The sequence below is a fragment of the Polyangium sp. y55x31 genome (assembly GCF_029946505.1).
Taxonomy (GTDB): Bacteria; Myxococcota_A; Polyangia; order Polyangiales; family Polyangiaceae; genus Polyangium.
Genome location: NZ_JARZHG010000070.1, coordinates 1 through 21,121, shown reverse-complemented (window position 1 = coordinate 21,121; position 21,121 = coordinate 1). Strand labels below are relative to the sequence as shown.

Below are 21,121 nucleotides of genomic sequence, written 5' to 3'. Positions count from 1 at the left end.
GGCACGGGCGGCGTCGGTGGCGAGGGCGGCGGCACGGGCGGCGCGGGCGGCCAGGGCGGCGCCGGCGGCGCCGGTGGTGCCGGTGGCCAGGGCGGCGCCGGCGGACAAGGCGGCAAGTAATCGAGGAATGACCGTGAGCGCGAGGGGCGCTTTCTCGCGCCCCTCGACGCTCGATTCCGCGTACGTCATTTCGGATCGAAATAGATCCCGCGGAGCCACCGCGCGCCCGAGAAGGCCGTCCTTCCGTGCAGCATCCGGTGGTTGTCGTAGAGGACGAAATCCCCGGGTTCGAGCCGGAGACGAACCTGGTGGCGCGGATCCCGCACGATCTCGGCGAAACGCGCGTACGCCCGGTACCAGGCTTCCATCTCCGCGAACGAGGCCTGGAACGGGGCGAGCGTGAAATACGAATACCGCACGAGAAAGCCGCTCGGGCCCTCCATTGTGAGCAGCGGCGAATCGACGATCCGCTCGAATGATTTCTGCTTTCGGTGAAAACGCACCGGAAACGTCGTGAGCCGCTCGAAGGCCGGCGCGTCGATCGACGCGATGTACCGCGCGGCGGCGAGCGCGTCGCAGAGAAAGCTGTCTCCCCCCGCGTCCGCCGTCCGGATGCATTGCAGGAGCTGATAACGCGGCGGCGCGTCGAGGAAGGGCTGATCGGTGTGGAGATCGATCCCCGCGTCGGTGTAGCCGAGCTGATCGGTGTTCTGGTTCGTCGTGTTGTCGGTGCGCAGGTCCTCCACGCGGCCGAAATGCGTGCCGACGATCGCGAGGCCGCCGGCGGCGAACGCCTCGATGAGCGGCTCGGTGTCGTCCTCGGGCGAGCGCCCCCAGGCCACGGACGAACCACGCACCACGCAAAGCCCCTCGCGGCGCACACGCGCGAGGCACGCATCCACGAGCGCGGCGAGGCCCTCGAATCGATTCGCTTCGAGCGTCACCCGCGCGAGATCGGAGGGCGGCGGCGGGACGTCGACGCGGTCCGGCGCATAGGCGTGGGCGCGGAGCCATTCGAGGTCGTAGCTGCTTTGCCGACCGGAGGGCTCGTCCCAGGCGACGAGCACGCGGCGGCGCTCTGCATCGAGCCCCACGCTCCGCGGGCGAATGCCGAGCGGGACCTCCGATGCATCGAGCGTGCGCTCGCCGGTGAGCGGATGCCGGTCGACGTCGCATTGATGGCGCAGCCAGAACCAGTGGAAATCGGCGTGCGAGGGGCTGCCCCCGCCGAAATGGACACGCAGCCACCCCTCGTGGGGAACGAGCGAGGCGCCGGCGTCCGGCCCGGGGACGAGATCGGGAGATGTGGATGACACGACGGATGTTCGTCCACCATAACGGACGACAGCCAGTTCGGGAAGGGGCTTGCCGAGAAGGAGACTCGACGGCGCGCCGTCGTTACGAAAGCCCGCCGCGCCTCCGCACGATCCAGTGCGCCCCGACGAGCATCGCCGCCCCGAGCGTCCACGCCCAGGGCGGCAGGAGCGGCGAGACCCGCCTCTCCGCCGCGATCTGCGTCGCCGCCGGCAGCGGCAAGCTCCCGATCTGATCCACCGTCACGCTCTTGCCCCCGGTCGCCGCCGCGATCGCCGCGAGCCGCTCCGGATCGGGCCGCGTGTCCGCCCACTCGTCGCCGCCACGCTCGCAGGCGAAATCGCGCCGCGTCGTCGGACCACGCTGCGCCGAGGCCGCGCCGTCCGAAGGCGCGCCCGCATCGCTCGGCACGATCTCCACCGTCGCCGAGTAGCCGCCCGGCTGGAGTTTGCCCGCGTCGAGCGAAAGCGGCTCGCCCTTGCCGTCGAGCTTCGCCGAGAGCGTGCGCGCCTCCTCGCCCGTGCCGAGCTTGCGGATCGTGATCTTCGCGTCGCCCTTCTGCCCGGGCAGCGGCCGCAGCGTGAGCGTCGTGTCCTCCCCGGCGATGCACCCGTCCGCGAGCTCCACGACCGCGGGCTCGAAGCGCGGATCCCGCATGAGCCAGCCGAGCAGCGCGTCCCAGAACGCGCCGTGCGCGCGGCCCGCCGCGTTCGCCGCGAAGGCGCTGAAGAGCAGCCGGTGCGAGCCGTCGATGGCGAGCGCGATCGTGCGGCCGCTGCCGTGCTCGCCGAGCGCGAGGATCGGCATCGGCCCGCCCTTCGGCGTCCTGCGCGTCGGGTGCTCGAGCAGCACCGTCGCGCCGGGGCGCGCGTCGCCGACCACGTTCGCGCCCGGCATCTCGGGCCACTCCTCGCCGATGAGATCCCGCAGCGGCCCGAGCACCGGCGCGGCGCGGCCCGCCTCGGTCGTACGCGGGACGAACGAAGCCACGTCCACGCCCTGCGCATCCGGCCCGCGATCGAGCTCGACGGGCAGGACCTCGGCGAGCGGCGTGCCCGCGTAGTTTCCCGGGACGAACGCGTCGGGGCCGCCGACCATGATCAAGCCGCCGCCTTTGTCGACGTACCGCGCGAGCGATCGCAGATGCTTCGCGAGGCCGTACGGCGCGGCGTTGAAGTCCTGGAGCACGACGGCGTCGAAGCTCGGCAGGTGCTCGCTGAAGAGCTCGTCGACCGGGAACGGGATGAGCGCGAGCTCCTCGGACGGCGCGACCACGTCGTCGGTCGGCGTGCGCAGGATGAAGAAGGCCACGACGTCGACCGACGCGTCCGCCTTGAGCCACATGCGCAGCGCGCGCACGTCGTACGTCGGCCGCCCGGCCACGTGCAGCACGCGCACGCGATCCCGCGCGACGTCGATCGTCACGTACCGCGTGTCGTTGTCCGGCACCACGTCGCCGTCCGGCGCGTCGATCGAGACTTCGAGGATCCGCGCGCCCGCACGATCGAGCGTCACTTCGAGCTCGAGCGTCGCCGATCCGGAAGACGCGTTCGCCTTGCCCGATGCGAGCAGCGTCGGCTCGCCGCTCTCGCGCAGCTCGCGCAGCGACACGGGGACCTCGTCGCAGTCGAGCCCACCCGCGCAGCCGATCTCGACCCGCAACGTGAGCGGCTGATGCGCGACCGCCGCGCCTGCCGCTCGCACCGCGCGCACGCTGGCGTCACGCGGCGCCTCCGTCGCGAGCGACACCGCGTGCACCGGCACCGTCAGCGTCCCGAGCGCGGCGCGGATCGCCTCACCCGCCTGCGCCTCTCCGGGCCGATCGAACCTTCCATCCGAGAGCACCACGATCGCCGCGGGCCGCTCGTCCGCAGCACGCGCGACCGACTCGATCGCGCCCGCGAGATCCGATCGTGGCATCGGCCGCGCCGCGAGCAGCGCCTGCCCGAGCCGATTCTCCGGCCCGCTTTGTGTTCCCTCGGCCGCGCCGTTCGCGAGCGCGGCCGTGAGCGGCGTCGGCGCGCCTTTGCCGAACGCGAGCCCGTAGAGCCGCACCTCGGCGCCGTGCTTTTGCAGCTCGCCGAGCGCGCGCACGGCCTCCTCGCGGCGCGTCTTTCCCGCGGGCCCCGGCAGATCGATCGAGCGCGACGCGTCGGCCAGCACGACGACGCGTGGCCCCACGAGGCTGCCCTTGCTCTGGATCGCCACCGGCCGCAGCACCGCGCAAAGCAGCCCGATCGAGGCGAGCGATCCCGTGGCGAACGCGAGCAGCCGCGAGCCGCGCGAGCGCTTGAGCTCGAGCGCGAGCAGCACGATGCCGAGGACCGTGAGCAGGGCGGCGAGGAGCTGGTAGGACGGCGCGAGATCCCCCGACGGCGCGAGGCTCGTCGTCATGGCGAGGGCTCCGCTGCGCGGCGCCGCATCAGGAAGGGCGCATGCACCTGGTCGTCCTTGTAATTCGAGCAGAGCACGAACATCGCGATGTTCACCGCGAGACGCGCGGCCTGCTCGCGCTGCGGCTCGCCGTTCGGTACCACGACGAACGGGTGCGTGCCGTTCGCCGCGCGGGCGAGCGCGCCGAGCACGTCGTGCTTGGCGAAGATCACCTGCGGCACGCCGCCGCGCAAAATCGCTTCGAGCTTGGGCTCGCCCTCGACACGACCGACGGCGCGACGGAGCAGGTAAAACGATCGGAAGAGCACGTTCTCCGTGCCGATCGGGATGGGCGCGCCGTCGGGCAAGACGCGCGCGAGCTCACGCCGCGCGGCCTTGCCGAACGCGCCCGACTCGGGCGCGAAGTCGTCGACGAAGAGCACGCCGCCGAGCGCGAGGAAGCGCCGGATGCCGAGCACCTCGCGATCCGTCAATGCCGGCACGTCGTCCTCGCCGCCCCAGATCGCGAAGGGCTCGGCGAGCAGCGCGGGCGCGTCGGCGCGCACGGTCGTGGGCGTGAGGCGCGCGGGCGCGCTCGTGCGCCGCGTCAGCTCCTCGGACCAGCGCGCGGGCCCGGTCGTCCGCGCGCCCTCCCATCGCGCCGTCCCGGTGAGCAGGATCCGCGGGTTGAACGCCCCTTCCTCCCCGAACGCCCGCGACGGCCGCGGCACGAGCGCGACGAGCAGCAGCGCCACGACCACGAGGAGGACCGAGGTCACCCGCGCCCGCATCAATCGAAATCCTCCACGTGCCAGACGCCCGCCTCGCGGCGCAGCTTCACCTCGTGGCCGCCGGGCACCTGCACGGTCGCGCGATCACCCGAGACCTGGACCTCGAGGCCCTCCGGGTGCTCGAGCCCCTCGACGAGCGAGCGCAGATCATTCTCGATCGCGCTCCGCGTCGACGGCGAGAGCACGCGCAAAAGCCCTGCGTAGCTGCGCCGCGCGAGGACACGCCGGAGCTGTTCGAGCGCCTGCGCGGGCGTCTTCGCGCCTGCGGGGAGCGCGTCGGCGGCCGAGATCCGGAAGACGCCGCCTTCGAGCTCCAGCGTCGCGTCCTCGCCGTCGGCGTACCGCATGCGGGCGTGGGCCTTGATGGTCACGCCGGGCGCGGCGAGGGACTTGGCCTGATCGGCGAGCTCGCTGCGCTCCTCGGCCACGATGCGGCGCACGTCCTCGCGGGAGAGGCTCCGCTGGGCTTTGGCGCTCATCATGGCGTGGATCGTGTCGGCGTCGCCGCGCGCGGCGGCGTCGGCGTAGGCCTTCACGGCGTCCTTCGGGTCGGGCATGGCGGAGCCGCCGCACGCGGCGAGGGCGAAGGCGAAGCACGCGAAGGTCACGAACCGGGGCACGGGCGGAGCCTAGTACAAAACCGGCGGCCCGGGGCCCGGGACCTCGCGCGGCGAACGACCTCGACCCCGTTACCCCCTGGTGATGCGGGCCCGAGCGCTGTACACGTTGGAGCGGATCTCGCATGTCGGGCCGCCCTTTCATCCGCCTCGCGGACCTCACGGACCTCGACGGGTTCTCCGATCACATCGTCCGCCACTCGGCCGAGAGCGGGCGCGAGGGCTCCTTGCATTTCGCGATCTCGCGTTCCCCCGAGCGCGCGAGCGTCCGCGAGCATGCGCGGCAGCGCTGGGAGCGCGCGCTCGAGGAGTCGCTCTGGGGCCGATGCTTCCTGCTCGTCGAGCCCGTGCGGGGCTGGGTCGTGGGGCACCTCGAGCTGCGCGGCGGGCGCTTCTCGGCGGAGATGCACCGGACGATCCTCGGCATGGGCATCGAGCGTGGCTACACGCGCAAGGGCCATGGCCAGCAGTTGATGGAGGCCGCGATCGGATGGGCGAAACGCACGGGCAAGATCGCCTGGATCGACCTCGGCGTCTTCGAGCACAACCTCCCCGCCCGGAGCCTCTACCAGCGGATGGGCTTCGTGGAGAACGGCAAGCGCAAAGACGCGTTCCGGATCGATTCGGGGATGCACGTGACAGACATTTCGATGTCGCTCCGGATCGGCTGACAACGAATTCGACAACGAATTCGACATCCTGAATGCGTTGTGTCCACGCGGTACGCTTTCCTGCGCTGCAGCCGCAGCGACATGTCATGGAACGTTCGTCAGCGTGGTACGAAAGTAGTACGTGTACCTACTTGACTCCCCTCTTCATCTCGTGACTTACTCGATTGGATATGGGGGGAGAATCGCGAATTCTGTTGGTCGATGACGATCCGGTTTTTGGCGCGGAGGCCGTGCGACGGCTCCGCGCGGCGGATCTCGACGCCACATTTCATCGAGGGCCTCTCGGCACGCTCCAGGCCGTGAAGGCCACGCGCTGCGAGCTCGTCGTGATCGACGTCAACATGCCGAAGGTCGATGGGGGGCTTCTCGTGCGTATGATCCGGGACGCCTTCGGCCTCGGTCATACCCGCGTGATGCTCTGCTCCGACATGCGTCAGGACGTGCTCACCGCGCTCGCCAAGGCCCTCGGGGTGCCTTCCGTCGCGAAGAGCGCGGGCTTCGACGTGCTCGTCGAAAGCGTCCGCGCGGCCCTGCGGGAGCCGCGCGTGCGTGGCCCCGACGTGGTTGGCGAGGTGAACCCCGCCTGCGACGGCGACACCTCGTGTGTCCCGTCCTCGGTTCGTCCTGTCACACCCGCGGCAGTGCGTCGTCGACCGACGCCGCGCCGCGTGCGTGATCGCTGATCACGTCGGCGTGTCCCCGGAGGCTCATTCGGGCGGCGCAAACCCCCGGACGAGCCTCCGCCACGTCGCCATCACGCGCCCGAGCCACGGCAGCTCGAACACCGGCGAGACCACCGTGTACGTGGTCAATCGATCCAGAAAGAGCCACGCGAGCGAAGCGCCGAACGCGGCGCGCAACACCTCGTCGTCGAGGCCCGGCGCGGCCATCTCGGCGTGAGCGCGCACGAGGGCGAACGCATCGTCGACGCTCGCCTCCGGAGGAAGCGTCCAGCAAAGGAGCTCCGCGAGATCACGCGTCCCGGGCCCGAGCGCCGAGAGCTCCCAGTCGTAAAGAACGAGCCCCCCGTCCGATTCCCCCCGCCGCAATGCGAGGTTCCGCGGATTGACGTCATTGTGCAGCAGCGTCGCCGGCACGGCGGCGAGCGCCTCGGCCCAGCCGACGTCGTCGAGCAGAGGCGCCGCCGCGGCCGCGACCTCGGCGTCGATTCGCGTCCGCGCGTGCCCGAAGAGCGCCTCCCAGAGTGGCACGAGCTCCGCCGCGACGGTCCCCGCGGGCCGCGCCCAGGGCACCCCGGACAGCGCCGCGGCAGGCCCTCGCAAGGCCGCGTGCAATCGCCCGAGTCCGCACACTGCGCGCCGCACCGCATCGATCGGCCAGGGCGCGGCGACGGCGTCGAGCGCTTCCACCTGATCCCCTTCGCGCAATCGTTCGAGGACCAACGGAGCGTCGATCGCTTCGTCGGGCGCGGAAAAACAGCACGGCCGCACGCGCGCGAGCGCTGCATGTTCGAGCCCGTAAAGCGCACGTTCGCGTGCATGGGCGGCTGCCACGTCGAGCCAATGGCCATGCATCTCCAGCGCGGCGGCGAGCGCGGGGCTCGAAGCGCGCGCGACGCCGGTGCAAAGGGCGCGGAGCTCGTCACCGCGGGCCGACGCTTTGAGGACGACGTCGAGCACGCGGCCGTCGTCGAGGGTCAACGTCGCGGGATAAACGCCGACGGGGCGATCGCAGAAACCACGAGCGAGGCGGCTCAAGAGGCCGCTGCCCGTGATCGCCGGCATCACGCGGGCCGAGGCGACCTCGTGCGAGATGCCGTCGACGACGACCCGCCGAGGCGCCTCCGGGAGCGCGCGCGAAGCCGCGGTGGCACGCGCGCCGCGCCGAGGCGGGGGCGGGAGCGCGGATGCGGCTCGCCACGCGGCCACGCGATCATCAAGGAAAGCGGGATCGACGGGCTCGGTCCCGCGATAGGCGGGTGCGATCGAGATCGCGGCGCGTCGCGATCGTTCGTACGTGCGCAACGTGCCGGCGCGAAAAAACGGCCAGAGCCCTCGCAATCGTCCTCGCTGAGGAAGGCCCATTCCCTCGACGCGGGCGAGCCATGCTTCCCACGAAATCAATGCGACGTCATACCCCGCGAGCGCCAGCCACGCGACCACCTCGCGGAGCGAGCGTGACTCGTCTCCCACGTGAACGAGCGCGGGCCCCGATTCGACGAGGTCCGCGAGGACCCGGGCGAGGTGATCACGTGGACAAACCGAAAACGGCAAATCGAGGTCCGGGGCCGCGCCTGCCTCGATGCACGCGCGGAGCAAAATGGCCACCACGTCGTCCACGCTCGCCTCGCCGTCCCTTCCGCCGAGCACGAGCGAAGGCCGCACGATGGTGGCCGAGAGCCCCGCCTCCCGTGCGCGATCCACGAAGAGCTCCGCCACGGCCTTCGAGGACGCATATCCGAGCGGCAAACGCGGGAGCCGCGCGTGGAGGGCCGAGGGCGGCTCCTCGTCGCCGAGCACATCTCCCGGCGCGGCCGAGCCGTCGTGGCACACGATCTGCGAAGAAACATGGACGAGGCGCGCCCCTGCGGCGGCGCAAAGAGCGATCACCTCGGCCGTCCCGCAGGCATTCGTCGGCGCGAGCGACGAATACGGCAAGACCCAGTTCACGGCCCCGGCCACGTGCACGACCACGTCGAGCTCCGCGACGAGCGCACGATAGCGCTCTTCCCCGAGTCCGAGACCCGGCAAGGAGACGTCCCCGGCCAAACCCCCGGCGCCGTCCGCGCCCCTCGCCAGCACGAGCACCGGTTTGTCACGCCGCACGAGCTCGGCGACGACGGCGCGCCCGACGAAACCCGTCCCACCGGTGACGAGAATCGTGCCGCCACGAGATCGACGCGTCTTCGGCTTCGGCAGGGGGCGTTCCAGGTCCTTCTCCCAGGGCGCATCGAGCACGCCCGTCCCCTCGACGAGGGCGCGCAGGGACGGCGCACGACCCCAGACGTCGAGCGCAATCGGGCGACCGAGCAGATCCCCGAGCGCCGCCGCGGCGTCCGCGGCTTTCAGCGAGTCGAGCGGCAAACGCGCCGGCAGCTCGTCGACGTCGATTTCAGCGAGCGAAAGGCCCGTGACCTTTGCAAGCGTGAAAAGCGCCGCGCGCAGCGGGCTCCCCTCCCCTGGTAAAACCTCGAGCGCCGGAGGCGGACGAACGGGCATTTCGATCTCGCCGGCCCGCAACATGGCCTCCGTCGCCCGTCGCTGGAGCTTGCCCGACGACGTCTTCGGCAGCGTGTGTTTCGGGACGAGCGCGACGTCGACGAAAATCCCGTGCTCGAACGCGACGGCGCGATGCGCAGCGGTGATCACCGCAGCGCGTCCGGCCTCGTCGAGTCGATCGTCGACCTCGCAAACCACGACGGGCCGCGGCTCCCCTCCCCCCGCGACGTCCTCGCGCAATACGGCGCAGACGCATCCTCGTCGGATCGCGGGATGCGCGCCCTCGGCCGTGCGCTCGACGTCGTGCGCGTGATGGTTCTCGCCGCGGACGATGAGCACGTCCTTTTGCCGGCCCACGATGAATAGTTTGTCCCCGCGTCGATATCCGAGATCCCCCGTCCGCAAAAAAGCCTCGTCCGAGCCCGCGAGTGTCGCGCCGAATACGGCATGCGTCGCCGCCTCGTCGCCCCAATACCCATCGGCGACGCTCCCGCTACGAAGCCAGATTTCCCCGACGCGCCCGTCCGGAAGTGAATGCCGCGTCTCCGGATCCACCACCCGTAACGTCACGAGCGGCGGGATTTCTCCGACGCAGACGACATCGATCGCGCGCGCGCCGCCCGCCACCTCCGCCTCGCCTCGCGCGAGCGCTGCCGCCGAAAGGCGCTCCACGAGGAACGGCGCGTGCGTGCGGCATGAAGCGAGCACGGTATGCTCGGCGAGCCCGTAACAGGGAAACCACGATGTCGCCGAGAAGCGCGACGGCGCGAACGCCTCGGCGAACGCGGCGAGCGTGCTCGCCCGGATGGGCTCGGCGCCGCAATACGCCTGGGCCCAGCAGGAGAGATCGAGCTTCTCACGCGCGGCCGGATCGATTTTCCGCACGCAGAAGTCATAGGAAAAATTCGGCCCGCCGCTCCGCATCGCGCCGAAACGCTCGATGGCCGCGAGCCAGCGCAGCGGTCGTTCCAGAAAAACCCAGGGCGGCATCAGCCACGCTGGCCAGCCGCCGTCGAGCGGGAGCAAGATCCCCTCGATGAGCCCCATGTCGTGGAATTGAGGCAACCAGCTCACGGAGGCGCGCGGAATCGTGGGCGCGACGCCGTGAATGACGTGCAGGTTGTGCGAGAGATTGCTCCGCAGCACACGCACGCCCTTCGGCGCGGCCGTCGAACCCGACGTGTATTGCAAAAAGGCGAGCCCATCCTCGCGCGGCTCCTCGACGCGGCGGCCTGCGCGTGGGACCTCGGTCACGTCGATCCAGGGCAAACACGCGAGCGCGGGCACGGCCTCGTCGAGGATCGGTCGATAAGGCCAAAGGACGGACGTCGAAAGCACGCCCGCGGGTCTTGCATTCGCGACGAGATGGCCGAGCCGCGCGAGGCTACGCGCCGGCTTGTGCGGCTCGGGCGGGATCGCCGGAACCGCGACCCTCCCGGCGCGAAGGCAAGCGAGGAAAGCGACCACGAAATCGAGCCCCGGCGGGAAGAGCAGGAGCACCCGCGCACCCTCGGGAAAACGCTCGACCAGCAGAGCGGCCACGTCGTCGACGCGCGCATCGAGCGCGCCCACCGTGAACGAGGCCGAGACCCGTTCGCCGTCGTCGAGGAACCCGAGCGCGAGCTCGTCCCCCCGCGCCTCGGCGCGCCGGCGCAATTTCAGGGGCAGGAACGTGAGCTCGCCGTTCACGCCGCCGCTCGCTCTTGGTTTGGCGCGGCAAGCTCGGCCTCGAAGGCCTGGTAGATGCCGCGCACGTGGTCGGCGTGCTCACGGGCGGTCTCGGGACGCCAGCCGCTCGTGTCGACATCGGGCAAAACGTGGACGATCACCTTCGTCCGCGTCATGACCCAGCTCTTCCCGGGATTCTCGGCCCGCGGAATTTCGAGATACAGCGGCACCATCGGCACGCCGAGCGCCGCCGCCAGATGAAACGCGCCCTTGTTGAAGGGTCCCACGCCGCCCGAGACCACGCGTGTTCCTTCGGGACTCAAGTACACCGCGTCGCCCGTCTTTCGGAGCACCTCGCACGCAGCGGCGAAGAGCTTGCGGCGTTTTTCGGTGTACGCCTGCGGCACCGTGAAAAACGTGCCGACGCACACGGCCACGAGCGCGCCCGGCGGAAACACCCACGCGCCGCGCTTCATGAAAAATCGCGCGCGCGGCAGGCGCAGGGCGAGGAGCACGAAGAGATCGATCGACGAGGTGTGGTTCGAGACGTACACCACGCGGCGCTCCGGGAGCGGAACCACGGGCGCGCGCACCTCGACGGAGACGCCGGAGAGCCAAAGCACGACGGAAGCCGCCCAGGCCCCGAGCCCTTCGGCCGCGGCGCGACGGCCGAGGAGGAGACGCACGAGGACAAAAAGCGGCGAAAGCGCCGTGACGAAGAGAATGGTCGAGACGAGGGCGACGATGCCCCGAATACGCTTCAGGTTCACGGCGAAGCCCCCGACGCCGGCCGTTCGAGGACGATCGTCTGCATGGCCAGGTTGAGTCGTTTTTCGAAAAGCAAGACCGGCGAGAGCGCGAGTTGTCCCGCGAAATAAGGGCCGATCGCCTTGCCCACGTCGAGCCCCTTGCCGCGCAGCACGTGGAACGCCGTGCCCGCGAAGAGGTAAAAATAAGCAGGAAAGGCGCCCCAGGGCAGGTGGTCGACGATCGAGAGGCCGCTCTTCTCGCACATGGCCCGTAGCGTTTGCCAGTCGAAGAGCACGGTGTGTTGCGGCGCCTGGAGCCCCGGCCAGCGGTCCTTGAAGAGCCGAAAACTCATCGAATCGAGGCGCGGCACCTCGATCACGACGCGCCCCCCGGGCGCGAGCAGGCTCCGCGCGCGTTTCAGCGTTTGGAGCGGCTCGTAATCATGCTCCAGGAAATGCCACATCGTGATCAGATCGAAACGCGCATCGCCGAAGTCGATCTCGGAGAAGACGCCGAGGCGAAAATCGACGCCTTCGAGCAGCGGATTGTCCCGGAGATCCTTGAAGTCCACGCCAGTGACGACGGCGCCGTGCTTCCGGCGGAGCATCTGCAGGAAGCTGCCCACGGCGCAGCCGATGTCGAGCACGCGCATGCCACGCCGCAGGGAGACGTACTGCCCGCAAAGCTCGACCTTGCGGCGATCGTGGCCGTTCATGCCCCATTCATAAAGAGGCGTGAACACGCCCCAATCCTTCTTTTTGCGGTGGGCGATGTACTCGGAGTCGTAATACGCGCCGATGTCGTCCTGGAGGATACGCGGTCGCTGATAGGCGAGGTCGCACGAGCGGCAACGCACGAAGCGGAACCGGCCGGGTTTCCCGGTGAGATCGTCCTCGGCTTCGATCAGGAAATCGGCGTCGCGCCCGCCGCAACCAGGGCAGGCATTGTCTTCCATGCGGGGCTTCGTCTCCGGGATCGTGGCCTCGATCGTCATCGTCGTGTCCTTCAGGGGGAAATGCGGTCGTGAAGCAGCCAGACGACGAGTCCGGCGCAGAGGCAAACGAGGTCGACGAGGGCCAGCGCGAGCGCAAAAGGCGAGCGGCGCGCCTCCGCGTCGTGCAGGAGCTCGTAGGCGCCGACCACGCCGTAAAGCACCAGGGCGCGACCAAAAACCACGCGCGGAGGCATGGCGGGGAGCGCGAGCGCAATCGCGAGTGCGGGCACCTTGAGCAAAATCACGTGGGCGAAGAGAACACGCAGGCGCGGCCACACCGAGCGCGCTTCGTAGACGCCCGCCGCAGCGGCAAAGGTGGCGCCTGCGACAGGAGCGTACGCACCGCCGAGCACGAGGGTGGGGACGCAGGAGGCGACGAGGCCGACGTACGCGAGGCGACGAGGCCCTTTCGAAGAAGGGAGGCGGCAGAGCACACGCGTGGGGTAGTGACGGCGATCGTGCGCGAGGTCCTCGACGTCGTCCCACAACCGAAGCGCGACGATGCTCACGAACGCCAAAAGGCCGCGGACGAGCATGTTCCCTGCGCCGCCCGCGAGCATGATCAGAAGCGCAAGAGGCACGAGCAAATACCACGACGCGAGCACGCGCTCGCGGAACCAATCCCAGGCCCACGGGCCCACGTCGAGCCGGTCGTGTCTAGGTGAACCGGACATGTCCCGTGTCTCCATCGACGACGATTGCGCGCCCGTGGGAGATCCGCGTGGTGGCCTCGGGGACGCCGACGACCGAAGGAATGCCGAGCTCCCGCGCGAGGATCGAGCCGTGCGAGAGCATGCCGCCGCGTTCCAGGACGAGGCCTTTCACCAGGAAAAACAGCGGTGCCCAGCCGGGATCCGTTTGTCGCGCCACGAGCACGTCGCCGGGCGCGAGCTGCGCCGCATCCGCGAGGCCCCCGAGCACGGCGGCGCGCCCCGAGACGCGGCCACCACTCGCCGGGACGCCGCGCAGAATGCCGTCGTCGTCGGCCAAGAGATCGGACGCGGCTGCGGCGGGCGTTGCGAGCGCGGAAGGCGAGACGAACGTGCCCGCGGCGAGGGTGAAGACGTCGGGTAGATCGAGCGCGGAGAGCGCGGCATGTTCGTCGCGGCGCGACGCGACGAGCGCACGCACCTCGCTCGGGGAGCCGCGGCCCGCCGCGAGAGCCGTGAGCTCGTCGAACCGAAGGAAAAACACGTCAGAGGCGGCGTCCGTGGTGCCTGCCGCGACGAGCCGCTGGCCGAGGGCGAGCGCGACGCCGCGCAGGCGCGTGTACAGCAAGGCCTGCCGGAATCGCGCGCGCTCGCGGAGTTGCACGGAGGTCTGCGTCGCGAGCACGAGCGCGTCGAAGATTGGGCGCAAGGCGCGACGAGGTCCCGCGAGCCGCTCGCGGAGCCGTGCCGTCTCGCGCTCGCGCTCGGCGCGCTGGCGCTCGAAGGCACGCGCGGGGCTCTCGATGCTTGGATCCCCAACGGCCTCCACGTAACGCGACAGAAGCGGCAAGAGGCGATCGGGCTCCTCCGCGAGTGAAGGCTCGGTGAGCAAGAGCTCGCCCGAGCCGCGGAAGCCGAACCGATCGAGCCATTCGTCCACGCGCGTGCCGAGCTCCGAACCGAGCGCGCCACGAAACGCGGCAAACCTTCCGCCACACGCAGCGAGCGCCTCCCGCGCGGATGCGTCCGCGTGCACCACGACCGCGAGATCCCAGAGCGCCCGCAACGACCACGCGCCGGCAACGTCGAGCCCCTTCAGAAGCGCATGATGCCGCGCCGCAGGATCGTCCGCGCCGTGCCCGCTCGTGCCCGCGTCGTCGTGATCGATCACGCGAAGCAGCGCTTGCAGCGCGCGGTACGTGACGGCCGCCGCGCAATCGGCGAGCGAGGCGTCGACCCAGCGCCGCAGCCGCACGTCGAGGATCGCTTCGAGCCCCTCGGCGAGCGTACGTTCCGACATCGTCGCGATCTCGCGCGGATGAAAGCGCGACGCGGCGTCGTCGACCGCGCGCTCGAAGCGAGCCACGCGCGCCGGCAGATCGCGGTACGCGCGCGCCACGTGGTCGATCACGCGGACGAGCGCCGTGATCTCGTCGACCACGCGCCGCCCCTCGGGCGAAGAGGCGCCCGCGCCGACGAAGACGTCGAAGCTGTCCACGAACCAGTCGCCGAACGGCATGAGCCGCAGGACCGCGTGGATGTGCGAGAGGTTGTAGTAGAGCCGCGCGCCGTGCGCGTCGACGATGCCCCGGAACGCCTCGTCGTGGGCCGCGATGCGCGCGTCCTCGATCCCGAACTCGCGCGCCAGGTTGCGGAAATACGCGTCGTATCCCGCGCGGGCGAACGAGACGAGGAGCGGCGTCACGGGCGCCGGGAAGTTCTCGCTGATGTTCGCGTTCGACCACAAGAACGTGCGCCGATCCGTGATCGGCCGCGCCTGTACGATCCAGAGCGCGCCCTCGGGATCCACGGTCCACTCGACGTCGAGCGAGAGGCCCCGTCGCCGTTCGAGCGTGGTCACGTGCGCGACGAGCGCGCGTGTCGCCTCGTTCGTCAGAGGAAACGGGCTCCCGTCCTCGGGCAAACGCTCGACGTGCACGACGCGACGCGCGCCTTCGGACGCGCGGCGATCGAGGCGAAACGCCCCCGGCGTGATCGCGCCGTCGACGAGCGCTTGACCGTGTCCGCGGCACCACTCGCCGCGAAGCATGACGCCGTCGGTGAAAAGAACGCCGGCCGCCGCGCTCGGAACGAGCCGCTGCACGACGACCGCGACGCCTTGCAAGCGCACCTTCCGGGCCTCTTCGTACGCACGCACGCGCGCCGCCGCGCGTGACGCCACGCAGCGACGCACGGCCGCTAGAAGCGCCGCGGGATCCGCGCCGTCGACCGGAAAGATCGATTCGAGCAGCCCCGCGAATGCCGCCGTCGTCCCGTCCTCTCCGACGGCCGAGCTCCGCACGATGAGCGGCCCAGTGCCGAGCCTCCGGCGCACCTCGTCGAGCGCCTCCACACCGCGCGCCGGCACGGGTTTGCCCTCGTCCGTCAGCGCTGCGGAAAACGCCGTCGTCAGGATCAGGCCTTCGGGCACGGGCGCGCCGACGGCGCGAAGCTCCTGCAGCGATCGCCCCTTCCCGCCGACGAGCGCGACGTCGTCGACGGCGTCGAACCCTCGCACGAACGGCGTCCGCCCGAGCACCTCCCCGATCCCCCCACCCCCCCTCATCCTGCCCTCTTCTTCACGCCGAGCCCCCACAAAAGAACGCTGAAAAGCCCGTGGATCGGTGGCCCGATGAGAAGGCAGTAAAGCGCCGTCCTCCACGATAGTTCGACCACCAACGATGCGCCGACGAGCGCGCCCACGACCGAGTCCAGCCGATCCGCCACGGCCGAGATCACGCGGCCCACGCGATGCTTCGGCGGCGCGCCCGGTTCGACGTCGAGCTGACGTTTCACGAACGAGTTCGGCAGCTCCCCGAGCATCAACCCGAGCGCCGAGACCGCGCCGAGCAGGAGGAGCCCCGGCAACGACGAGGGCCACACGGCGAGGCCGAGGCTTTGCGCCGCGGTCCCGAGAGCGGCCATCGCGAGCGCGGTCGCGGGCACGATGACCACGAAGCCACGCGTGGTCTTGTTGTCGCCGAAGATACGTCGCCCCCGGAACGTGCGTCCGCCGTCGAGCGGACGGGTGAAACGTTTCGAGAGCGGGTGCGCGAACCACGCGGACTGGCAGGCGCCGCCGACGACGAAGCTCCCGACGAGGAGCCCGGCACAAGCGATCGGAGAGAGCGCCACGGGTTCCACGGGTCTAGATCGAGAGGCCGGAGGTCTTGCGGTTCTTGAAGAGAAAGACCTCGGCCGGGACGGCCTTGGCCGCGCGAATCCAGGCCCACGCGGGCGCCTCGTTCGGCGGTGTCCACGGGATCTCCCGGAGGCGCGGGCCCGGCACGAACGGAAAGACGTGGTGCAATTCGTGCGCGTCGAACCCCGTCAGCACGAACGTCGACAAGAATCGCGAAAAACGCAGCGAACGCGTGTACGGCGCCTGCTCGGGCGCGGGAATCGGCGTGACGTCGGCGCCCTGCGAAAGCTCGAGCGGGATGTGGGTGTGCTGGCTCAACATGATGACGTCCATCCACGCGAACCCGAGGAGAAGCCCGAGCCCGACGAGCCGCAAGAGCGCCGCGGGCCCGACGAAGACGAACGCCGCGGCATACAGCGCGAGCAAGGCGATCGTATTGACGACGAAGGCGCGGCGCGCGCGGGAATCCGGGAAGAGCCGGAAGAGGCGCGGCAGGTGCCAGAAGCTCTGCGCCCGGTAGAGGAACGAAAACAGCGGGATCCAGGCTCGCCAGGCGATGTTGATGGCGGCGCGCTCGAAGGCGCCGAGCGGGCGCGGGACGAGCGAGGAGGTCGTGGGATCCTTGTCCTGAAAGCCGGTCCATTTGTGGTGCATGCGGTGGATGGCTTTCCAGCTCGCATACGGGAGCACCGAGATCACCGAGGCGAGGTGGCCGGCGAGGGTATTCAGGCCCCGCGTCGCGAAAAGCGTGTGATGCCCGGCCTCGTGCAGCAGGGAAAACCATTTCACGAAGGAGACGGCGAACACGATCTGTCCGCCGAACCACGCAGCCCACGACGAACGCGAGGACAGCCAGATCCCTGCTGTCGTGAGGAGAATTGCGACGAGCGTATGCAGCACGCCTTCGGCGTCTCGCGGCCGGAGGCCCGTCACGGCCGCGTCGCGCGGGGACGGGGGGCGGGCGGGAGGATCGTTTCGGGGAGCCATACCGCAGGGATTCGTCAGAACTGGCCGACGAGCGACAAACCCTTTTTATCGCCGTCGATCATCGGCACGACCCCGAACGAATGGATCAAGCCCGCGCTTTTGTCCTTCGATTTCGATCGCGGAGGATCCTCGTAGCTCAGCACGACCGTATCGACGATGGGCCAGCCGACGAGGCTGATGAGCCCGGCGGCAAGGAGCATTTCGGTCGAGCGGAAACTGGCGGCGACCCCGTAACTCAGCAGCGGCAAGCCGACGTTGAGCCCGAGGCTCAAAAAGCCGCGCCCAGCGTTCCCGTGCACCCAGTGCACGATCGGCGAGGTCAATGCATGCCCCATGGCGCCGACGACGAGCAGAAACTGGGTGTCGTTGTCGAAGGAGCCGAGGAGGGCGAGCCCATGGGAAGGAATGATCCCAATCAACGATTGCCAGCCGTACCACTTCGGCTTGTCCGTCTCCCCGGGCGGCAGGTCCTCTTCGAGCCTCCAGCCGGGATAAAGCACATTCGACTGCGGAGGCGGGCGCCACATCCACGGAGGAGGCATCGCCCCCGGAGGCGCAGGCGGCGGCGCAGCGAGCGGTGGGGGCGCAGGAGCGGAATCGGGCGCGGGCGCGGGCGTGGAATCGGCAGCGGGAGTGGGTGCGGGTGCGGCATCGGGCGCAGCCGCCGTCGCGGCCGGGGGCGGCGGCGGGGAGCTCGGCGCGGGCGGCAGCGGGGGCGCCGCGAGCGCGCCAGAGCCGCCGAGAGCGACGAACGCGAGGGAAGCAAGCGACAAGAAGACGCGGGGCGACATCGATGGCTCCGGTCCGTCGGGCAGAACGCTACGACGGAAAACGCGGACATCGTATCACCTCACGTGTACTTGACGCTCACGATCTCCATCTCGATGTCGCCCGCCGGACGACGCACCGTCACCACGTCGCCCGGCCTCTTGCCGAGCAGCGCCCGGCCCACCGGCGACTTCCAGCTGATGTGCCCGGTCTTGCTGTCGATCTCGTCCTCGCCGACGATCCGATACGTGTGCCGCTTGCCGTCCTCGTCCTCGACGTCGACGGCGGCGCCGAAGAAGACCTTGTCCCCCTTCTGCTCCTTCGGATCCACGACGACCGCGCTCTCGAGCCTCTTCGTGAGGTAATGCATGCGTCGGTCGATCTCGCGCAGCTTCTTCTTGCCGTAGATGTACTCGGCGTTCTCGCTCCGATCGCCCTGCGCAGCCGCGTCGGCGACCTCCTGGACGATCCGCGGTCGGTCCACCGAGCGAAGCCGCCCGAGCTCCTCCGAGAGCCGGCGCGCCCCCTCGGGCGTGATGTAGTTCGGGTTCGGCACGGCCGCGACGATAGCAGGCCTAAGGCCGCGTGGCCTCGACGATCCAGGCGACCAGAGGCAAGGTCGCCATCGAGGCGAGCGACGCGAGTGTGCACACCGCCGCCGCGAGCGGACGATCACACCCCGTGAGCGCGACGATGATCACGCTCGCGAGCGCCGAAGGCATCGCCGACTGAAGGACCGCGACGGTCGCGAGCGGCTCGGACACCGAGAAGACGCGGACGCAAAGCAGCGCCACGGCCGGCGCGAAGAGGAGCTTCACCGCGCAGATCGCGATCGCCGGCGCGACGCGGCCCGAGAGCGCGCGCACGTCGAGCGAGAGGCCGAGCGAGAGGAACACGAGGTACGTCGTGGTACGACCGAGCCCTTCGAGCGTGCCGAGCAAGAACGGCGGGATCGGCAAGTGGATCGCGTGCACGAGCGCGCCGAGCGGGACCGCGAGGACGAGGGGTTTTTTGAAGATGCGGAGCGCCGCTTTCGCGTCGAAGCTCGCGCCGCGGCCGAAGCGTTCGGCATAGGCCTGGCCGAGGGTCCAGAGCAGGATCGTGGTGATGACGAGGTCGATCATCATCGCCGCCGAGCTCGCGGCCGCGTCGCCCGGAAACAACGTGAGCAGGAGCGGCAACCCGAGGAAGCCCGTGTTGCTGAAGGACGCGACGATCCCCGCGCTGCCGACCGCGCGCGCATCGAGGCCGAAGGCCCGCGCCACGGCAGCGCCCACGCCGAGCGCCGCGAGCAGCGCGGTCGCCGACCACGGCAGCACGCGCGCCGCGCCCCAGTCCATGCCTTCACGCGCGAGCACGGCGAAGAGGAGCGCTGGCATCGTGACGTCGACGACGAGACCATTGAGCACGTCGGCCTCGCGCGCGCCGAGCCCTCGCACGCGCGCGAGCACGAAGCCCAGCACGAGCACGAGCGAGAGCCCCCCGAGGAGCGGACCGAGCGCTTGCGTCATCGCGCCGCGGGCGAGACCTTCCCGCATTCGGCGACGAAATCACGCGCCGCCGCGTCGATCGGGCGCGTCGCGCCCTTTTCATCCTTGCGCGGATCCCACCCCGTGAGCTTGGCGAGCGCCTCCATCGCGGCTTCCTGATCCCGCTGCCATCCGTCGGAGCGACCCTCCGGCCTCGGCGCGCCGAGCAGCTCGAGAAGCGACGGCACGAGCGATCGCGCCCCCGCGAGGCCGGCGAGCTCCTGATACGCAGCACGCACCCACCACGCGTCCGGCGTCGGGGATTCGACCATCGCCGCGAGGAAGCGCTCCTCGAAGAGCTCGAGCACGTCACCCGACGCCGGTTCGTCCTGCCACGACAGTTTGTCGACGAGCTGCCGGATCTCCGCGTCGGCCCGCAGGAGCGGCAGGTACTGGCCCTGGCCGTCGCTGCTCACCGCGTCCGAGTATCTCTTCTCGATCGATCGCCCCGCAGCATCCTCGATCCGCACGAGCACGTGCACGGTCGACGACGAGCCGAACGACGCATACCCCGTGAGCCCCGACTTCGGCAGGACCTCGCGCAGCGTCGCCTTCAGCGCCGCGCGCACGAAAGGCATTCTCGCGTGCACCGCGTCCGTCGGGATTTTTCCGCGCGTGATCTGGAACGGAGCCGCCTTCGGTTTGCTCACGAACGGCGACGACTCGCGGATCCCGATCACGTCGTACGACGCGCCCGCGGGATCGGGGCGGGAGATCTGCACGATCTCGAGCTGGCTCCCGTGCCCGGCGCCTCGCTCGTACACGAGCTTCGTAATGGGCGGATCGAGCCCATCACACCCGAACGAGACGTCGAGCGTGCTGCCCGGCCGCGTGGGCTTGAACTGCGCGCGCATCTCCGCGGCGACCGAGCTCTCGGCGACCTTGTCGCTCGCGTGGCACGGGAGCGGCTTCGGCTCCGTCGCGGGCTTCGGTTTCGCCAACAGCGGCGGGAACGGCCCGCCCTTCGCGCATCGGTTCGGCCGCTGCGACTCGGGCGCCTTCGGGATCACGTCCCCCGTCTCGCCCGCGCCTTTCGTCGCGTTCTCCGCGGAGCCCGCCGTCGTGGTCGCGGCGCTCGCTCCGCCTGCGCCCGGCACACCGCCACACGCCGCGATCCCGAGGACGAGCACGGCTCCCACGTGTCTCACGTGCCGCATGGGAGAGTGCGTATCACGGCGCTCTGCTTTCCGCACAAACGGGGGGTCGAGCTTCGGACGCAGGCGAGGACGTGATGGACGCGCGAGACGCGCGTCGGAGGAGCTCCGCGTTCGCGGGCTCAGTCCACCGGAGGCGGCTGGGGACCAGGAACGATGCCGGCGATGTCCGGATCTTCACCCGGTGCATGATCGCCACGCGTGTCCTTTTCCTTGCGGCGCTCGAGCTTGTTCGCGGTTTTCTCGCGCTGCTTTTCCTGACGCGCTCGTTCCTTCTGGCGCTTCAGCGCTCCCTGCCTCTGCATGCGGCTTTGCCTTTCGCTTGGGGTTCTGCGCGTCCCGAAGGACGTGGGGGATGTAAAGACGCATCGGCGCGGCGGAGCCTTTCGGCAACCGCCGCGCCGCACGTGGCCGTCAGGCCGTTACCGATCAGTAACGATCGCGCCCGCCGCCGCCACGACCGCCGCGGCCACCGCCGCCGCCGCCGTAGCCGCCGCGGCCACCGCCGCCGCCGCCGCCGCCGAAGCCGCCGCC

18 protein-coding genes are annotated in these 21,121 nt (G+C 70.2%); 2 read left to right on the top strand and 16 right to left on the bottom strand.

Going from position 1 to position 21,121, the window contains the following annotated elements:
- Positions 1 to 185 precede the first annotated feature (185 nt).
- From QHF84_RS49295 to QHF84_RS49280, 4 genes are all read right to left on the bottom strand, one after another.
- Entirely contained in the window at positions 186 to 1,316 is a 1,131-nt protein-coding gene (locus tag QHF84_RS49295; protein ID WP_281320632.1) for a TauD/TfdA family dioxygenase, read from the bottom strand.
- Between the two features lie 82 nt (positions 1,317 to 1,398).
- Positions 1,399 to 3,708: a glutamine amidotransferase gene (locus QHF84_RS49290; protein WP_281320631.1), complete on the bottom strand. Its 2,310-nt coding sequence runs from the start codon at positions 3,706 to 3,708 to the stop codon at positions 1,399 to 1,401.
- Positions 3,705 to 4,478 (bottom strand): DUF4159 domain-containing protein, encoded by a 774-nt coding sequence (locus QHF84_RS49285; protein WP_281320630.1) that lies wholly within the window; start codon positions 4,476 to 4,478, stop codon positions 3,705 to 3,707. The genes QHF84_RS49290 and QHF84_RS49285 overlap by 4 nt, the downstream gene beginning before the upstream one ends.
- The gene (locus tag QHF84_RS49280; RefSeq protein ID WP_281320629.1) at positions 4,478 to 5,098 is read right to left on the bottom strand and encodes a hypothetical protein; all 621 of its coding nucleotides are present in this window, start codon (positions 5,096 to 5,098) and stop codon (positions 4,478 to 4,480) included. Before QHF84_RS49280 ends, QHF84_RS49285 begins: the two co-directional genes overlap by 1 nt.
- Positions 5,099 to 5,220: 122 nt before the next feature.
- Here QHF84_RS49280 and QHF84_RS49275 point away from each other — a divergent pair, with 122 nt between their 5' ends.
- A complete protein-coding gene (locus QHF84_RS49275) occupies positions 5,221 to 5,766 on the top strand; it encodes a GNAT family N-acetyltransferase (RefSeq protein ID WP_281320628.1) in 546 nt (181 codons plus the stop codon).
- A 194-nt stretch (positions 5,767 to 5,960) separates the two neighbouring features.
- On the top strand, positions 5,961 to 6,449 hold the full coding sequence (locus QHF84_RS49270) for a response regulator (RefSeq protein WP_281320627.1): 489 nt from the start codon (positions 5,961 to 5,963) through the stop codon (positions 6,447 to 6,449).
- 24 nt (positions 6,450 to 6,473) lie between these two features.
- On the opposite strand, the gene QHF84_RS49265 is transcribed toward QHF84_RS49270, so the two are convergent.
- From QHF84_RS49265 to QHF84_RS49210, 12 genes are all read right to left on the bottom strand, one after another.
- The gene (locus tag QHF84_RS49265; RefSeq protein WP_281320626.1) at positions 6,474 to 10,634 is read right to left on the bottom strand and encodes an AMP-binding protein; all 4,161 of its coding nucleotides are present in this window, start codon (positions 10,632 to 10,634) and stop codon (positions 6,474 to 6,476) included.
- On the bottom strand, positions 10,631 to 11,383 hold the full coding sequence (locus QHF84_RS49260; RefSeq protein WP_281320625.1) for a lysophospholipid acyltransferase family protein: 753 nt from the start codon (positions 11,381 to 11,383) through the stop codon (positions 10,631 to 10,633). The genes QHF84_RS49265 and QHF84_RS49260 overlap by 4 nt, the downstream gene beginning before the upstream one ends.
- Positions 11,380 to 12,357 carry a class I SAM-dependent methyltransferase gene (locus QHF84_RS49255; protein ID WP_281320624.1) on the bottom strand — a complete coding sequence of 326 codons (978 nt, stop codon included), beginning with the start codon at positions 12,355 to 12,357 and terminating at the stop codon, positions 11,380 to 11,382. The genes QHF84_RS49260 and QHF84_RS49255 overlap by 4 nt, the downstream gene beginning before the upstream one ends.
- An 11-nt stretch (positions 12,358 to 12,368) precedes the next feature.
- Positions 12,369 to 13,031 (bottom strand): hypothetical protein, encoded by a 663-nt coding sequence (locus QHF84_RS49250; RefSeq protein ID WP_281320623.1) that lies wholly within the window; start codon positions 13,029 to 13,031, stop codon positions 12,369 to 12,371.
- Positions 13,015 to 15,573 carry a PEP/pyruvate-binding domain-containing protein gene (locus QHF84_RS49245; RefSeq protein ID WP_281320622.1) on the bottom strand — a complete coding sequence of 853 codons (2,559 nt, stop codon included), beginning with the start codon at positions 15,571 to 15,573 and terminating at the stop codon, positions 13,015 to 13,017. The genes QHF84_RS49250 and QHF84_RS49245 overlap by 17 nt, the downstream gene beginning before the upstream one ends.
- A complete protein-coding gene (locus tag QHF84_RS49240; protein WP_281320621.1) occupies positions 15,570 to 16,142 on the bottom strand; it encodes a CDP-archaeol synthase in 573 nt (190 codons plus the stop codon). The genes QHF84_RS49245 and QHF84_RS49240 overlap by 4 nt, the downstream gene beginning before the upstream one ends.
- Before the next feature lie 13 nt (positions 16,143 to 16,155).
- Positions 16,156 to 17,136 carry a fatty acid desaturase gene (locus tag QHF84_RS49235; RefSeq protein ID WP_281320620.1) on the bottom strand — a complete coding sequence of 327 codons (981 nt, stop codon included), beginning with the start codon at positions 17,134 to 17,136 and terminating at the stop codon, positions 16,156 to 16,158.
- Positions 17,137 to 17,150: 14 nt separating this feature from the next.
- Entirely contained in the window at positions 17,151 to 17,927 is a 777-nt protein-coding gene (locus tag QHF84_RS49230) for a hypothetical protein (protein ID WP_281320619.1), read from the bottom strand.
- Positions 17,928 to 17,986: 59 nt separating this feature from the next.
- A complete protein-coding gene (greB, locus tag QHF84_RS49225; protein ID WP_281320618.1) occupies positions 17,987 to 18,460 on the bottom strand; it encodes a transcription elongation factor GreB in 474 nt (157 codons plus the stop codon).
- Between the two features lie 19 nt (positions 18,461 to 18,479).
- Entirely contained in the window at positions 18,480 to 19,442 is a 963-nt protein-coding gene (locus tag QHF84_RS49220) for an AEC family transporter (RefSeq protein WP_281320617.1), read from the bottom strand.
- Complete coding sequence (locus QHF84_RS49215) at positions 19,412 to 20,590, bottom strand: hypothetical protein (protein WP_281320616.1); 1,179 nt, start codon at positions 20,588 to 20,590, stop codon at positions 19,412 to 19,414. Before QHF84_RS49215 ends, QHF84_RS49220 begins: the two co-directional genes overlap by 31 nt.
- A 119-nt stretch (positions 20,591 to 20,709) precedes the next feature.
- Positions 20,710 to 20,892 carry a hypothetical protein gene (locus tag QHF84_RS49210; RefSeq protein WP_281320615.1) on the bottom strand — a complete coding sequence of 61 codons (183 nt, stop codon included), beginning with the start codon at positions 20,890 to 20,892 and terminating at the stop codon, positions 20,710 to 20,712.
- Positions 20,893 to 21,121: the final 229 nt, after the last annotated feature.

Coding starts and splice junctions, on each gene's coding strand:
- QHF84_RS49290 (WP_281320631.1), bottom strand. CDS start 3,708: ATGACGACGAGCCTCGCGCCGTCGGGGGATCTCGCGCCGTCCTACCAG.
- QHF84_RS49285 (WP_281320630.1), bottom strand. CDS start 4,478: ATGCGGGCGCGGGTGACCTCGGTCCTCCTCGTGGTCGTGGCGCTGCTG.
- QHF84_RS49275 (WP_281320628.1), top strand. CDS start 5,221: ATGTCGGGCCGCCCTTTCATCCGCCTCGCGGACCTCACGGACCTCGAC.
- QHF84_RS49255 (WP_281320624.1), bottom strand. CDS start 12,357: ATGACGATCGAGGCCACGATCCCGGAGACGAAGCCCCGCATGGAAGAC.
- QHF84_RS49250 (WP_281320623.1), bottom strand. CDS start 13,031: ATGTCCGGTTCACCTAGACACGACCGGCTCGACGTGGGCCCGTGGGCC.
- QHF84_RS49245 (WP_281320622.1), bottom strand. CDS start 15,573: ATGAGGGGGGGTGGGGGGATCGGGGAGGTGCTCGGGCGGACGCCGTTC.
- QHF84_RS49235 (WP_281320620.1), bottom strand. CDS start 17,136: ATGGCTCCCCGAAACGATCCTCCCGCCCGCCCCCCGTCCCCGCGCGAC.
- QHF84_RS49230 (WP_281320619.1), bottom strand. CDS start 17,927: ATGTCGCCCCGCGTCTTCTTGTCGCTTGCTTCCCTCGCGTTCGTCGCT.
- QHF84_RS49220 (WP_281320617.1), bottom strand. CDS start 19,442: ATGCGGGAAGGTCTCGCCCGCGGCGCGATGACGCAAGCGCTCGGTCCG.
- QHF84_RS49215 (WP_281320616.1), bottom strand. CDS start 20,590: ATGCGGCACGTGAGACACGTGGGAGCCGTGCTCGTCCTCGGGATCGCG.
- QHF84_RS49210 (WP_281320615.1), bottom strand. CDS start 20,892: ATGCAGAGGCAGGGAGCGCTGAAGCGCCAGAAGGAACGAGCGCGTCAG.